Source organism: Pseudonocardia wallangbongensis, from assembly GCF_054486945.1.
This window is the reverse complement of record NZ_JBRERS010000003.1, coordinates 245,865-259,037: the sequence shown is the minus strand read 5'-3', so window position 1 is coordinate 259,037 and position 13,173 is coordinate 245,865. Positions and strand designations below refer to the sequence as shown.

Sequence of the window (13,173 nt, the reverse complement as noted above, 5' to 3'; positions counted from 1 at the left end):
CCTCCGCCCTTGATCGGCCGGATCGGGACATCAGCTGCACCGGCGCCGCTCATGTCCCTACTCTGCCGATCACCCGCCTCGTGGCCGGCCAGCGCCTCCGTGCGACGCTGCCGCCGACATGACTCGGACCCGGGCCCATCAGTGCACTCCTACTGGAAGACTCGCCGGGATGGAGCCCGACGCCCCCGACCCGGACCGCACCCGCGCCTTCGGCGAGCAGCTGCTGGGCGTGCTCACCGGCGGCATGCTCACGATGCTGATCGGCATCGGGTACCGCACCGGCCTGTTCGAGGCCGCGACCCGCGGGCCCGCCACCAGCGACGAGCTGGCCGAGCGGGCCGGGTTGCACGAGCGTTACGTGCGGGAATGGCTGGGCGCGATGGTGACCGGCGGGATCATGGAGTACGACCCGGCCGACGGCAGGCACCGCCTTCCCGAGGCGCACGCCGCCCTCCTGACCGGCGCCACGTCGCGCAACATCGGCCCGATCGCGAGCAGCCTGCGCACCCTCGGGACCGTCCTGCCACAGGTCGAACGGTGCTTCACCGAGGGAGGCGGCGTGCCGATCGCGGAGTACGCGGCGGTCTCGGCCGGCGGGCTCGGCGAGACGTGGCGCCACGTTTACGACGAGCACCTCGTCGACGGCTTCCTCGGGCGCGTACCCGGCCTCGCCGAGCGGCTGCGGGCCGGCGCCCGCGTCCTCGACCTCGGCTGCGGTACCGGCCACGCCGTCAACGTGATGGCGCGGGAGTTCCCGGACTCGACGTTCGACGGCATCGACATCGCCACCCCGGCGATCGACGACGCGGAGGCGGAGCGCGCGGCGATGGGGCTGCCCAACGCCGCCTTCGCCGTCGGCGACGCCGCCGGGCTCGCCCCGGACCGGCCCTACGACGTGATCACGGCGTTCGACGCCATCCACGACCAGGCCGCGCCGGAGGTCGTGCTGGGCAGGGTGCGCGACGCCCTCGCCCCCGGCGGCGTGTTCGTGATGATCGACACGAACTTCGCCACCCGGCTCGAGGACAACGCCGACAACCCCTACGCCCCGCTGTCGTACGGCATCAGCCTGCTGTTCTGCGTGCCCACCTCGATCGCGACCGGCGGCAGCGGGCTCGGCGCGATGTGGGGGCGGGAACGAGCGCGCGCGATGCTCGCCGACGCCGGGTTCACCGACGTCCGGGCGCTCGACACCCCGCGCCCCCAGAACATCATGTACGTCTGCCGGACGGAGGCATCGTGAGCAGCGAGGCACAGGTCGTCGAACGCACCACCGGTCGTGCCGGCGAGCTGGTGCTGCGCCGGGCCGGGGACCACCACGAGATCATCGCGAACGGCGTCTTCCTCATGGACACCCGCGGCGGCAGCTCCGAGCGGCTGCTCGTCACCGCCACCGCCGACCGGATGCCGCCGCCGGGGCGGATGCTCATCGGCGGGCTCGGCGTCGGGTTCTCGCTGGCCGCCGCGCTCGTGCACCCCGCGGTGACGGCGGTCGAGGTGGTGGAGCGCGAGGGCGCCGTGATCCGCTGGAACCGCGGCCCCCTCGCGCCGCTGCACGGCGACGCCCTCGCCGACCCGCGCGTGGCCGTGCACGAGGCGGACGTCGCCGACCTGATCGCGGCGGCCGCCCCCGGATCGTTCGACGCGATCTGCCTCGACACGGACAACGGACCGGACTGGCTCGTCAGCCCGGCCAACGCGCGGCTCTACACCGACTCCGGTCTGTCGGCCGCGGCCCGCGCGCTCTCCCCCGGCGGGATCGTCGCGGTGTGGAGCGCCGCCCCCTCCCCCGCCCTCGTCGCGCGGATGGGAGGGCTCTTCAGCGACGTCACGACCCTCGAGGTGCCGGTGCAGCGCGGCGCCCCCGACGTGGTGACGCTCGGCATCGGCCCCCGCCCGGGGGCCTGACCGCGCGGCCCGACACGACTTCGCACACCGGGTGGGCGCTTCGCATACGGCGGGCCCTGTGCGAAGACCTGGCTGGGTGTGCGGAGTCGGCGGTCGGGCGGATGCGGCGCGCGTCCGCCCGGGGCGAACCGCGGTTGTGCACCCCGGCCCCCCTCGGCACGCTGATCAGGTGCGCGAGTTCCGGTTCTCCTTCAACGTCTTCGGGTTCCCGACGCGCGAGGCCTTGCAGGAGCGCTGCCGCCGCGCCGAGCGCGCGGGCTTCCACACGGTCTTCGCCCCCGACCACCTGGGCGCCCCCGCCCCGTTCCCGGTGCTGCAGGCCGCGGCCGACGCCACCGAGCACCTGCGGGTCGGCACGCTCGTGCTGAGCGCGCCGTTCTGGAACCCCGCCCTGCTCGCCCGGGATGCGGCGACGCTCGACGTCCTGTCCGGCGGGCGCCTGGAGCTGGGGTTGGGCGCCGGGCACATGAAGCACGAGTTCGACACGGCCGGCATCCCGTGGGAGCCCTTCGGGGCACGGGCCCGCCGGCTGGAGGAGACGATCACGCAGCTGCGCCGGTTCTTCACCACCGACCTGGCGGCGCTGCCCGGCGGGCACTCCCCGGTCCCGGTGCAGCGCACGGGCTTCGGCGGCTCCGGCCCGCCGCTCATCGTCGGCGGCACCGGCGACCGGGTGCTGTCGGTCGCGGCGCGGTACGCCGACATCATCGGCGTCGCGGGCGTCTACCAGATCCCGGGCCGGCCACCGGGGACGTTCCGCCTCGGCACCGCCGCCGAGGCCGACGAGCGGGTGCGGTTCACGCGGGAGCTGGCGGGCGCCCGCGCGGACGACGTCGAGTGGAACATGCTCGCCCAGATGGTCGTGCCCACCGACGACCGGCGGGCCGCCGCGGAGGACCTCGTGAGCCGGTTCGGCGAGATGACCGTCGAGGAGGTTCTGGAGACGCCGTTCCTGCTGATCGGCACGCACGCGCAGATCGCCGAGCAGCTGCGGGCGTCTCGCGAGCGCTACGGCTTCTCCTACATCACCGTGCACGAGCCGTACTACGAGGCGTTCGAGCCGGTGGTGGAGCTGATGCGCGGCTGACGGACCCGGTAACGTCGTCTCGCTCGTTGACGGGGGCCGACTCCCGCAGATACTATGTCCACGCAAGAGACAAGGTTTTGGCATGGCGGAGCGCTACCTCGGCGTCCTCGGTGTCGCCGAGGCGTTCGGGGTGAGCCGGCACGCGGTGCACAAGTGGCGCTCCCGGTACCCGAGCGACTCCGCCCACCCCTTCCCGGAACCCGACGTCGAGATCGACGGCGCCCCCGGCTGGCTCGCGGCGAGATTGGACGAGATCGTGCAGTGGCGTGAGACCCTCCCCGGTCGCGGCACCGGCGGCGGCCGCCCGTCCGCCGCCCGCCAGACGTACCTCAGCGAGGCACTGACCAGGGGCCTGAGCCGGGACGAGGCGAACCGCCTCCTGGCGGCCATGGTCGAGGAGTTCCCCGAGATGACCGAGCCCCAGGCCTGCGAGTTCCTCGTCGAGAAGTGGCGCGGCCTGGACGAGGTGGACGAGATCCTGCGGCGTTACGGCCAGAACCCCTAGCGGAGGCCGGTCTCGCGGGCATGATCATTGCTTCGGCGCGAGAACGGGCGAATTCGACACGCGAACGCGCCGAATCGTCGATCGGGCGCGAACCCGCCACGCCGCCCGCGGCCGTGGCGGCGCGGACGGTCGAGCTACCAGCACAGGCCGTCGCCGCGCTCGCCACGGGCCTCGGCCACCCCCGGGCACCGAGTGGCCCGGTCGAGCCCTTCACCCGGTCGGCATCGACGCGCTGACGAGCCTTCGCGGCTCGGTCACCGGCCGCGAGCGCGTCGGTCGGGCGTGCCGGCCACCGGCGTCGACGACGGGCGCACCACCAGGTCCGGGCGTAGCAGGCGTTTCTGCGCCGGTGCGCCAGATCGGTTCCGGACCCGCTCGACCAGCAGGTCCACGGCCGAGGCGCCCACCTCGTAGGCGGGCAGCCGCACGCTGGTGAGCGGCGGGGTGAGGAAACCCGAGAACGGGAAGTCGCCGTAGCCGAGCACCAGCATGTCGTCGGGCACCCGCAGCCCGCGCTCGGCGAGCGCGCGGTACAGGCCGAGCGCGAAGTAGTCGTTGCCCACCACCACGGCGTCGGGGCGGTCGGCGCGGTCGACGATCTCCTGCGCCACCACGTACGACTCCTCCGGCTGCCAGGGCAGCGCCGCCGACTCGTGGCGCCGCGTCGGCACCGAGCGCACCGCGTCCTCGGCCACCGGCAGCCCGGCCTCGGCCATGGCCCGCCGGAAGCCCGCGACACGGCCGGCGATCGTGGTGATCGGCAGGTCCTCCTCGAGCATCCAGATCCGCCGGGCGCCGGTCGCGATGGCGTGCGCCGTGGCGTCGTAGGCGCCCTGCTCGTAGTCGATGCCGACGAAGTCGTGCGCGCCCCCGGGCAGGTCGCGGTTGACGAGGACGAGCGGGATGCCCGCCGTGCCGAGCCGCTGCCAGGGGTCGGCGCCACCCTGCACCGGCACCGCGAGCACACCGTCGACCGCGGCCCGCAGCAACGACTCGACCGCGCCGCGCTCGATGTCCTCCGACTCGTCCGTGACGAGCAGCAGCACCGAGTACCCGTGCTTGCGCCCCTGCACCTCCACGCCGTGGATGAGCTGGGCGTAGAACGGGTTGGACGGGGTGGTGATCACCAGGCCGAGCGTCATCCCCGAGCCCAGCACGAGCGAGCGCGCGAGCGTGTTCGGGACGTAGCCGATCCGCTGCGCCTCCGCCTCCACCAGCCGCCGGGTCCGGGCGCTGATGTCGGACTTGCCGGCCAGCGCCCGCGACACGGTGTTGACCGACAGGCCGAGGGCCTCGGCGATGTCGCGCAGCGTCGGCCGGCGGGCGGTCATCCGGTCAGCTCTTGACGGCGAGGTAGATGCGGACCTTGACCTGCGCCCCGGCCGGGGTGACCGCGCCGCGGACCCGCAGCCACTGCCCGAACTCGCGCACGGCCCAGGTGGTCAGCTCGCCCTCGGCGCGGTGGGCGCCGCCCTCGTCGCACCACGTCAGCCCGTCCGGTGAGACCTGCGTGGTCAGGGTCAGCTCGGCGTCCTCGGCGGAGCGTTCGAGCACCTGGACGAACCACCGCGCCTCGCCCGCCCACGCCGCCTCGTACGGCTCGGTGGCGAACTCTCCCGTGAGCGTCGTGTTGCGCTCCAGGACCGCGGTCTGGGACTGCCTCATCAGGGGGCTCACAGTGGTGCTCACCAATCGACGGAGATGACGACGGAGTCGAGGAACAGGAAGTTCCGCGTAGCGGAGTGCGTGCGGACGGAGAAGTAGAAGTTCAGGAGGTTCTCCAGCGAGTCGTAGCGGTCCGCGTACGGCGGCACCGGCACGTCGCTCATGTCGAAGACGCGGTCGTTGACCTGCAGCTCCACGTTGCGCCGGTTCTCGGTGTCGATCTGCCAGCGCAGGTAGTGCCAGTTGACCTTGGTGGGCACCTCGTTGTAGCAGAGCCCCTGGGCCTCGCCGAACGGCTCCCAGTCCTCCGGGTTCGGGGCGGTGAAGTCGGCGGCGTAGCCGAGCTTGACCTTGCCCTCGAGGTGCTCGCGCGGGGTCGGCTCGGGCACCGTCGGGTAGACCCACTGCCGGGCCATCCGGTTCTCGAGATCGGTGTTCAGGTAGCGCGCCACCGTGTGGTAGCGCAGGCCGCCGTCCCCGCACAGGTCGGTGGCCACGGTGAACGCGCCGAACTGCGCCTCCGACGGGTGCAGGTTGCCGTCCCACACGACGTCGCCGAACCGGTCGTTCTCCGGTCCGCCGCCGAGCGTGGCCTCGGCCTTGTAGGTGAAGTAGGCCTCGATCTGCAGCGGCCCGCGGCCGCTCATCGTGAGGCGCCGGATCGCGGTGGCCGTGTGGCCCGGGATCGGGCGCGTCGCGAGCTTGAGCGCGTACGTGCCGGTCATCGCCCCGTGCGTGCCGATGTCGAAGAACGTGCACGACGAGAGCTGCGGCGGCCGGAAGTCGCGCATGTGGTCGTCGACCGTGTCGAGGTTGCCGCGCCCGTCGTAGTTGCCGAGCAGCTCGGTCCAGCCGTGCGTGCCCGAGTCGAACGAGTCGAACGCGAGGATGCGTTGCAGGGGCTGGAACTTCGACAGGCGCGGGTCGACCGACAGCAGGGCCGACCGGAACGCGGACTCCGCGGGTGGCGCGGAGCGAGCTTCGGACATGCGAACTCCAGGCGATGGGCATCGTATCGGGGCGGACGCGGACATTAACGTTAATGGAACAAGGCGGTCAAGCTCGCCGCTCGACTCCCCGCGGCACCTTGACAGCCTGCAACTTGTCCTCCTAGCCTGCCCCGGTCTGTCGCCATTAACGTTAATGGAGCCGATGCAACGATGCGTCCCACCCGGAGCCGCTGATGGCGGCCTACCTCGCCCGGCGGCTCGCCTTCTCGGTGTTCGTGCTGTGGGGCGCCGTCACGATCATCTTCCTGGTGCTGCGGCTGGTACCCGGTGACCCGGCGCTGCTCATCCTCGGCTCCGACGCCACCCCGGACCAGGTCGCCGCGCTCCGTGCCCAGCTCGGCCTCGACCGGCCGGTGCTCGTGCAGTACGGCGCCTACCTCGCCGACGTCGCCCGGCTCGACTTCGGCCCGTCGTACCGGCTCTCGGGCGACGCGCTGGGCCTCGTGGTGGAGCGCCTGCCCGCCACCACGGAGCTCGCCGTGGTGGCGCTGTCCCTCTCGCTCCTCGTCGGGATCCCGCTCGGCATCGTGGCGGCGCTGCGCGTGAACACCCTCACCGACCGGATCGTCTCGGTGTTCTCGCTGGTCAGCCAGTCGACGCCGTCGTTCTGGCTGGGCATCGTGCTGATCCTCGTGCTCTCGCGCACCTTCGGGCTGCTCCCCAGCGCCGGCACCGGCTCCCCGGCCCACATGGTGCTGCCGGCCGTCACCCTCGCCCTGCCGTTCCTCGCGATCCTCGTGCGGCTCACCCGCAGCGGGCTGCTCGAGGTGATCCACGAGGGCTACGTGCAGACGGCGCGGGCCAAGGGCCTCACCGAGCGGGTCGTGATCTTCCCGCACGCCATCCGCAACGCCCTCATCCCGATCATCACGGTCGTCGGCCTCCAGTTCGGCACGCTCCTGGGCGGCACGGTGATCGTGGAGACCGTCTTCGCGTGGCCCGGGGTCGGGCGGCTGCTCATCGACTCGATCTCGCACCGCGACTACGGCGTCGTGCAGGCCGCGGTGCTGGTGATCGCCACCGGGTTCGTGCTGATCAACCTCGTCGTCGACGTGCTCTACGGCTACCTCGACCCCCGCGTGCGGCTGGCGGGCCGGGCATGACCGTGACCGCCCCTCCGGCACCCGCCGGCACCACGCCGTCCGCCGCACCGGCCACCCGGCGGCCCGGCAGCCTCCGCATCCGGTTCGCGCTCGCCGTCATCGCGGTGTACGTGGTGGCCGCGATCGCCGGCCCGGTGCTCCTCGCGTACGACTCGGTGGTCACGCACACCGCCGACCGGCTGCTCCCGCCGGGTTCGCGCACGAGCGACGGCGGCCTCGCCGTGTTCGGCACCGACCAGGTCGGGCAGGACCTGCTCGCCCAGATGCTGCAGGGCGCGCGCGTCTCGATCGCGGTCGGCCTGGCGACGCTGCTGCTCGCCGGCCTGATCGGGGTGACCGTCGGCGTCGTCGCGGGGTACTTCGGCGGATGGCTCGACGGCGTGCTCATGCGCCTGGCCGACGTGCAGCTGACGTTCCCCTCGATCCTGCTGGCCATCTTCATCGCCGCCCTGCTCGGCCCGAGCGTCGTGAACGTCGTGATCGTCCTGGCCGTGTCCAACTGGGTCACGTTCGCCCGCGTCGTCCGCAGCCAGGTGCTCACGGTGCGCGGCCGCGAGTACGTCGACGCCACGCGCACGCTCGGTGCGGGCACGTGGCACCTGATCCGCCGGTGCGTCCTGCCCGCCTGCGTGGCCCCGGTGCTCGTGGTGGCCACCGTCGAGCTGGGGCACGTGATCCTCGCCGAGGCGTCGCTCTCCTTCCTCGGCCTCGGCACGCCCACCAGCGTGCCGAGCTGGGGCGTCACGATCGCGGGCGGCCGCAACTACCTCGCGGAGGCGTGGTGGATCGCGACGATCCCCGGCCTCGCCCTCGCCCTGCTCGTCGTGGCCTTCGGCGTCCTCGGCGACGCGCTGCGCGACCGCTTCGACCCCCGACTGAAGAGCCTGTGAAGATGTCGCAGCCACCACTGGAGGTCCCTTTGCTCGAGGTCAGGGACCTCCGCGTGCGGTTCCGCACCCCCACCGGGGTGATCACTCCCGTCGACGGGCTGAGCTTCAGCGTCGCGCCCGGCGAGACCCTCGCCGTGCTCGGCGAGTCCGGCAGCGGCAAGAGCGTCACCGCGCAGGCCGTGATGGGCCTGCTCCCCCGCCCCGCGGGCCACGTCGCGGGCGGCCGGATCGCCTACGACGGCGTCGACCTGCTCACCCGGCATCCGGCCGAGGTGCGCAGGCTGCGCGGCCCGCAGATGGCGATGGTCTTCCAGGACCCGCTCAGCTCGCTCAACCCCGTGTTCCGGGTGGGCGCGCAGATCGGGGAGATGTTCCGCCGCCACCGCGGGGCGTCCCGGCGGGAGGCCAAGGCGGGCGCGGTCGACCTCATGAAGCGCGTCGGCATCCCCGACGCCGCGAGGCGCGTCGACGACTACCCGCACCAGTTCTCCGGCGGCATGCGGCAGCGGGTGATGATCGCGATGGCGATCGCGCTCAACCCGCGGCTGCTCATCGCCGACGAGCCCACGACCGCGCTCGACGTCACGGTGCAGGCGCAGGTCATGGCCTTGCTGGCGAGCCTGCAGCAGGAGTACGGGATGGCGATGGTGCTGATCACGCACGACCTCGGGGTGGTCGCCGACGTCGCCGACCGCATGCTGCTGATGTACGCCGGGCGGGCGGCCGAGACCGGCCGGATCCGGGAGGTCTACGAGCGTCCCGCCCACCCGTACGCCGCCGGGCTGATGGCGTCCCTGCCGAGCGTCGCGAGCGGCGGGGACCGGCTCACCCCGATCCCGGGAGCGCCGCCCAACCTCGCCGCGCTGCCACCGGGCTGCCCGTTCCACCCCCGCTGCCCCTACGCGATCGACCGCTGCCGGGACGAGCGCCCGGCCCTGCGGGGAATGCCCGGCGCGGGACGCGCCTCCGCCTGCCACCGCGCCGAGGAGGTCCTAGGTGGAGCGTGAATCGCTTCTGTCCGTACGTGACCTGCACACCACCTTCCCGATCCGCTCCGCCCTGCTCCGCCGCCAGATCGGCGCCGTCCAGGCCGTCGCCGGGGTATCGTTCGACCTCGCCCCCGGGCGCACCCTCGGCCTGGTCGGTGAGTCCGGCTCCGGCAAGTCGACCCTCGCCCGCACGATCATCGGCCTCGAACGGGCCACCTCCGGGCAGGTGCTGTTCCAGGGCCGGGACCTGACCACCGTGCCGCCCGCGGAGATGCGCAGCCTCCGGCGGGACATCCAGATGATCTTCCAGGACCCGTACGCCTCCCTGAACCCGCGGCGCACCGTCGAGCAGATCGTCAGCGAGGCCTGGGAGATCCACCCCGACGTCGTCCCGCGCGAGCGGTGGGCGGCCGAGGTGCGCGACCTCCTCGAACGCGTGGGCCTCGACCCCTCCCACGCCGACCGCTACCCGCACCAGTTCTCCGGCGGCCAGCGCCAGCGCATCGGCATCGCCCGGGCCCTCGCGCTGCGGCCCGAGCTCGTGATCTGTGACGAGGCGGTCTCGGCGCTCGACGTCTCGGTGCAGGCGCAGGTGCTGAACCTCCTGCAGGACCTGCAGCGCGACCTGGGCCTCACCTACCTGTTCATCGCCCACGACCTGTCCGTCGTCCGCCACATCAGCGACGAGATCGCGGTGATGTACCTGGGCACGGTGGTCGAGCACGCCCCGCGCCGGGAGCTGTTCGAGCGGCCGACGCACCCGTACACGCAGGCCCTGCTCTCCGCGGCGCCGGTGCCACGGCCGTGGGACCAGCCCGAACGGGACCGGATCCTGTTGCAGGGCGACCTGCCCTCGCCCGCGGCCCCGCCCTCGGGGTGCCGGTTCCGCACCCGCTGCCCGAAGGCGGCCGCGCGGTGCGCGGAGGAGGCGCCCGAGCTCGTGGAGCGGCACGGGCACCCGAGCGCCTGCCACTTCGCCGAGCCGCTCGCCGCCGGAGCCGTCCGATGAACAAGCACGGCATCCTCGACGACCCCGACCTCGACGACTGGCGCGCCGTGCGCGTGGTGCTCGTGCGCCACGGCGAGTCGCAGGGCAACGCCGCCGAGCGGTTCGAGGGCCAGACCGGGCCGGGGCTCACCCCGCGCGGCCACGCGCAGGCCCGCGCGATCGCCGCGGGCCTGGACCGGCACGGCACCCCGGACCTCGTGGTGGCCAGCGACCTGGTCCGGGTCTCCGAGACCGCGGCGCCCTACCTGGCACGCACCGGGCTCTCCGCGCGCACCGACGCCCGCTGGCGGGAGGCGGCGGTCGGCACGTGGAGCGGGCGCGGCTTCGTCGAGATCGCGGCCGAGTTCCCCGACGCCATCCGGGCCTTGCGCCGCGGCGAGGACGTCCGGCGCGGCGGCGGCGAGACGTTCGCCGAGGTGCGGGTGCGGGTGGCGGCCGCGCTCGACGACGTGCTCGCGCCCTTCGCCGCCACCCCGGTCGGGAGCCGGCACACCGTCGTCGTCTTCACCCACGGCGGGCCGGTCCGGGTGGCGACGGCTCAGGCGATGGACCTGCCCGCGGGTGGGCACCAGGGCCTCGACCCGCCCACCAACTGCTCAGCCACCGAGCTCGAGTTCGTCCTCGAAGGGGGCGGGAGCCGCAGCGCCCGGCTCGTCGCCTACAACGCGCCGGCACCCGAGGAGGCCGCATGACCACCTTCGTCGCGATGACCTACAACCTCTGGGGCGACGCGCACCTCGCCGAGCGGGAGCCCGCGCTCCGGGCGTTCTTCCGCACCCGGCCGCCCGACCTGCTCGCCACCCAGGAGCTGCGGCCCGGTTCGCGCGACCTGGTCGACGAGGAGCTCACCGGCCACGCCCGCGTGGTCGACGACCACCCGGGCTGGGCGCGGCAGAGCAACCTCTGGTGGCGCCGCGAGCTGTTCGAGCCGGTCGCGTACGGGGTCCGGGACGTGGGGATCCTCGATCCCACCGCCGGCCTGTTCTGGGTGCGCCTGCGCACGGCGGAGGGATCGGAGCTCGTCTTCGCCACCGCGCACCTGACCTGGCCGGGCCACGCCGAGGAACGCGCGAGCGGTGTGAACCAGCGCGTCCCGCAGGCCCGCGCCGTGATCGCCGCTCTCGACGAGCTGGCGGGCACCGGGCCGTGCCTGTTCACCTCCGACGTCAACGACATCGGCGGGCCCCTGTGGGAGCTGGGCAACGCCGGGTTCCTCGACTCGTTCACCGCGCTCGGCTCCCCCGCGCCGCCCACCCACCCGGTCGTCCCGATGCCGTTCAGCAGCGGCCGCGGCACGCGCCTCTCGCCCGTGCAGTCACCGGCCAAGGCGATCGACTGGATCTTCTCCCGCGGGCCGGTGCGCGCCCGCACCGGTGAGGCCGTCGAGTTCTTCCACGACGGCTCCGCCCCGTCCGACCACAAGCCCGTGGTCGCGACGTTCACCCTGGACGAAGGGGTCCACCCGTGAGCGTGCGAAGGCTTCTGACCGCGGCGGCCGTCGCCGGCGTCATGGCCCTGTCCGCCTGCACCACGATGTCGGCGGGCAGCGGGGGTGCGGGCGAGGAGCAGGTGCTGCGCTACTCCCCCGCACTCTTCCCGGTGTCGCTCGACGCCCACCAGTACCCGGCGGAGGAGCCCACGCAGACCGCGGTGCAGCAGGTCCTCGAGACCCTCGTCGCGATGGAGGACGGGAAGCCGGTCGGCGTGCTGGCCGAGTCGTTCGAGCCGACCGACGACCACACGTGGGTCTTCCACCTGCGCCAGGGCGTGACCTTCAGCGACGGCACGCCGCTCACCGCCCGGGACGTGCAGGCATCGGTGGAACGGGGCCAGGCGCTGAAGTGGTCGCTCGCCCCGCTGTTCGCGGCCGTCGAGTCGATCGAGGCCACCGACGAGCACACCGTCACCTTCCGCACGTCCGAGCCGCTCGGCACCCTGCCCAGCTCGCTGTCGCTGGTGTTCATCGGCCCGGCCGACCACGTGAACGACCCGGCGTACTGGGAGAAGCCGATCGGGACGGGCCCGTTCGTGTTCGAGAGCTTCACCCCGGACGACCGGGTGGTGCTGGCGCGCAACGACGCCTACTGGGGTGAGATGGCCACGCTCGACCGCGTCGAGATCGTGAACATCCCCGAGACCGCGGCGCGGATCACGGCGCTGCGCACCGGCGAGGTCGACGTGCTGCAGTCCATCCCGCCCGACCAGGTGTCCGAGGTGGACGGGCAGCCGGACATCACCTACGGCAGCGGGCCGAGCTTCCAGTACTACTTCACCTGGTTCAACTCGTCCCGAGCGCCGTTCGACGACGTACGGGTCCGGCAGGCGATGTGGCAGGCCCTGGACCTGAACGCGATCATCGGCGACCTGTTCGGCGACAGCGCGAGCGTGGCGAAGGCGCCGATAACCCAGGACGTCTTCGGCGCCCCGGAGCTCCAGCCCTACCCCTACGACCCGGCGCGGTCGAAGGCGCTGCTCGCCGAGGCCGGGCACCCGGACGGCCTGCGCGTGTCGATGCAGTGGCCGCGCGACGGCGGGCCGAACATCCGGGCGCTCGCCCAGGCGATGGTGTCGGCGTGGGCCGCGGTCGGCGTCACGGTGGAGCCCCTGGAGAAGGAGCGCCCGCAGTGGCTCCAGGACCTCAACACGAAGAACTTCGACCTGAACCTGCAGACCAACACGACCGGCACGGGCGACGCCGACTTCACCCTGGGGCGGCTCTACACGTGCTCGGCCGACCGCAACGGCTACTGCAACCCGGAGCTGGACCGGCTGCTGCTCGGCGCCCGATCCTCGCTCGACCAGGGCGAGCGCGAACGCCTGTACGCCCGGGCGGCGCAGGTCATCTGGGACGACGCCGTGGGCATCTTCCCCGCCGACCTGCGCAACAACTACGCCGTCCGCGCCCGCGTGAAGGGCTTCGAGCTACCGGTCGACGGCCGCCCGCAGTTCCGTCCGGTGTCGATCGACGCGGCCGCGGGCTCCTGACGCTCCGTCCGGCCGAGATTCT

The 13,173-nt window shown here is 73.1% G+C and carries 14 protein-coding genes; 11 read left to right on the top strand and 3 right to left on the bottom strand.

Annotation, left to right across the window (positions count from 1 at the left end):
* The first annotated feature begins 169 nt into the window (after positions 1-169).
* The 4 genes from ACU436_RS12615 to ACU436_RS12600 all read left to right on the top strand — a co-directional run bounded on the left by ACU436_RS12615 (position 170) and on the right by ACU436_RS12600 (position 3,500).
* Complete coding sequence (locus ACU436_RS12615) at positions 170-1,243, top strand: methyltransferase domain-containing protein (RefSeq protein WP_459024764.1); 1,074 nt, start codon at positions 170-172, stop codon at positions 1,241-1,243.
* A complete protein-coding gene (locus tag ACU436_RS12610; protein WP_459024762.1) occupies positions 1,240-1,908 on the top strand; it encodes a spermidine synthase family protein in 669 nt (222 codons plus the stop codon). The genes ACU436_RS12615 and ACU436_RS12610 overlap by 4 nt, the downstream gene beginning before the upstream one ends.
* A 169-nt stretch (positions 1,909-2,077) precedes the next feature.
* On the top strand, positions 2,078-2,995 hold the full coding sequence (locus ACU436_RS12605) for an LLM class F420-dependent oxidoreductase (protein ID WP_459024760.1): 918 nt from the start codon (positions 2,078-2,080) through the stop codon (positions 2,993-2,995).
* An 82-nt stretch (positions 2,996-3,077) separates the two neighbouring features.
* Positions 3,078-3,500 carry a hypothetical protein gene (locus ACU436_RS12600; protein ID WP_459024758.1) on the top strand — a complete coding sequence of 141 codons (423 nt, stop codon included), beginning with the start codon at positions 3,078-3,080 and terminating at the stop codon, positions 3,498-3,500.
* A gap of 254 nt (positions 3,501-3,754) precedes the next feature.
* On the opposite strand, the gene ACU436_RS12595 is transcribed toward ACU436_RS12600, so the two are convergent.
* The 3 genes from ACU436_RS12595 to ACU436_RS12585 are packed head-to-tail and all read right to left on the bottom strand — an operon-like array spanning position 3,755 to position 6,154.
* On the bottom strand, positions 3,755-4,831 hold the full coding sequence (locus ACU436_RS12595; protein WP_459024757.1) for a LacI family DNA-binding transcriptional regulator: 1,077 nt from the start codon (positions 4,829-4,831) through the stop codon (positions 3,755-3,757).
* Between the two features lie 4 nt (positions 4,832-4,835).
* Entirely contained in the window at positions 4,836-5,165 is a 330-nt protein-coding gene (locus ACU436_RS12590; protein ID WP_459024755.1) for a hypothetical protein, read from the bottom strand.
* Positions 5,166-5,185: 20 nt separating this feature from the next.
* Positions 5,186-6,154: a DUF6772 family protein gene (locus ACU436_RS12585; protein WP_459024754.1), complete on the bottom strand. Its 969-nt coding sequence runs from the start codon at positions 6,152-6,154 to the stop codon at positions 5,186-5,188.
* Between the two features lie 194 nt (positions 6,155-6,348).
* On the opposite strand from ACU436_RS12585, the gene nikB reads away from it, so the two are divergent.
* Genes nikB through ACU436_RS12550 form a run of 7 tightly spaced genes read left to right on the top strand, consistent with a single transcriptional unit; the run spans position 6,349 to position 13,151 of the window.
* Positions 6,349-7,278, top strand: a complete 930-nt coding sequence (nikB, locus tag ACU436_RS12580) for a nickel ABC transporter permease (RefSeq protein ID WP_459024752.1) — start codon at positions 6,349-6,351, stop codon at positions 7,276-7,278.
* Positions 7,275-8,168 (top strand): ABC transporter permease, encoded by an 894-nt coding sequence (locus ACU436_RS12575; RefSeq protein WP_459024750.1) that lies wholly within the window; start codon positions 7,275-7,277, stop codon positions 8,166-8,168. The genes nikB and ACU436_RS12575 overlap by 4 nt, the downstream gene beginning before the upstream one ends.
* 2 nt (positions 8,169-8,170) lie before the next feature.
* Positions 8,171-9,175, top strand: coding sequence for an ABC transporter ATP-binding protein (locus ACU436_RS12570; RefSeq protein WP_459024749.1), 1,005 nt, complete (start codon positions 8,171-8,173; stop codon positions 9,173-9,175).
* Positions 9,165-10,166, top strand: coding sequence for an ABC transporter ATP-binding protein (locus ACU436_RS12565; RefSeq protein ID WP_459024747.1), 1,002 nt, complete (start codon positions 9,165-9,167; stop codon positions 10,164-10,166). The genes ACU436_RS12570 and ACU436_RS12565 overlap by 11 nt, the downstream gene beginning before the upstream one ends.
* On the top strand, positions 10,163-10,858 hold the full coding sequence (locus ACU436_RS12560) for a histidine phosphatase family protein (protein ID WP_459024745.1): 696 nt from the start codon (positions 10,163-10,165) through the stop codon (positions 10,856-10,858). Before ACU436_RS12565 ends, ACU436_RS12560 begins: the two co-directional genes overlap by 4 nt.
* Positions 10,855-11,634: an endonuclease/exonuclease/phosphatase family protein gene (locus tag ACU436_RS12555; protein ID WP_459024743.1), complete on the top strand. Its 780-nt coding sequence runs from the start codon at positions 10,855-10,857 to the stop codon at positions 11,632-11,634. The genes ACU436_RS12560 and ACU436_RS12555 overlap by 4 nt, the downstream gene beginning before the upstream one ends.
* Positions 11,631-13,151 (top strand): ABC transporter substrate-binding protein, encoded by a 1,521-nt coding sequence (locus ACU436_RS12550; protein ID WP_459024742.1) that lies wholly within the window; start codon positions 11,631-11,633, stop codon positions 13,149-13,151. The genes ACU436_RS12555 and ACU436_RS12550 overlap by 4 nt, the downstream gene beginning before the upstream one ends.
* Positions 13,152-13,173: the final 22 nt, after the last annotated feature.

What these genes read in the sequence shown, in the direction of transcription:
- ACU436_RS12615 (WP_459024764.1), top strand. Translation starts at nt 170, where the DNA reads ATGGAGCCCGACGCCCCCGACCCGGACCGCACCCGCGCCTTCGGCGAG.
- ACU436_RS12600 (WP_459024758.1), top strand. Translation starts at nt 3,078, where the DNA reads ATGGCGGAGCGCTACCTCGGCGTCCTCGGTGTCGCCGAGGCGTTCGGG.
- ACU436_RS12595 (WP_459024757.1), bottom strand. Translation starts at nt 4,831, where the DNA reads ATGACCGCCCGCCGGCCGACGCTGCGCGACATCGCCGAGGCCCTCGGC.
- ACU436_RS12590 (WP_459024755.1), bottom strand. Translation starts at nt 5,165, where the DNA reads ATGAGGCAGTCCCAGACCGCGGTCCTGGAGCGCAACACGACGCTCACG.
- ACU436_RS12585 (WP_459024754.1), bottom strand. Translation starts at nt 6,154, where the DNA reads ATGTCCGAAGCTCGCTCCGCGCCACCCGCGGAGTCCGCGTTCCGGTCG.
- nikB (WP_459024752.1), top strand. Translation starts at nt 6,349, where the DNA reads ATGGCGGCCTACCTCGCCCGGCGGCTCGCCTTCTCGGTGTTCGTGCTG.
- ACU436_RS12575 (WP_459024750.1), top strand. Translation starts at nt 7,275, where the DNA reads ATGACCGTGACCGCCCCTCCGGCACCCGCCGGCACCACGCCGTCCGCC.
- ACU436_RS12570 (WP_459024749.1), top strand. Translation starts at nt 8,171, where the DNA reads ATGTCGCAGCCACCACTGGAGGTCCCTTTGCTCGAGGTCAGGGACCTC.
- ACU436_RS12560 (WP_459024745.1), top strand. Translation starts at nt 10,163, where the DNA reads ATGAACAAGCACGGCATCCTCGACGACCCCGACCTCGACGACTGGCGC.
- ACU436_RS12555 (WP_459024743.1), top strand. Translation starts at nt 10,855, where the DNA reads ATGACCACCTTCGTCGCGATGACCTACAACCTCTGGGGCGACGCGCAC.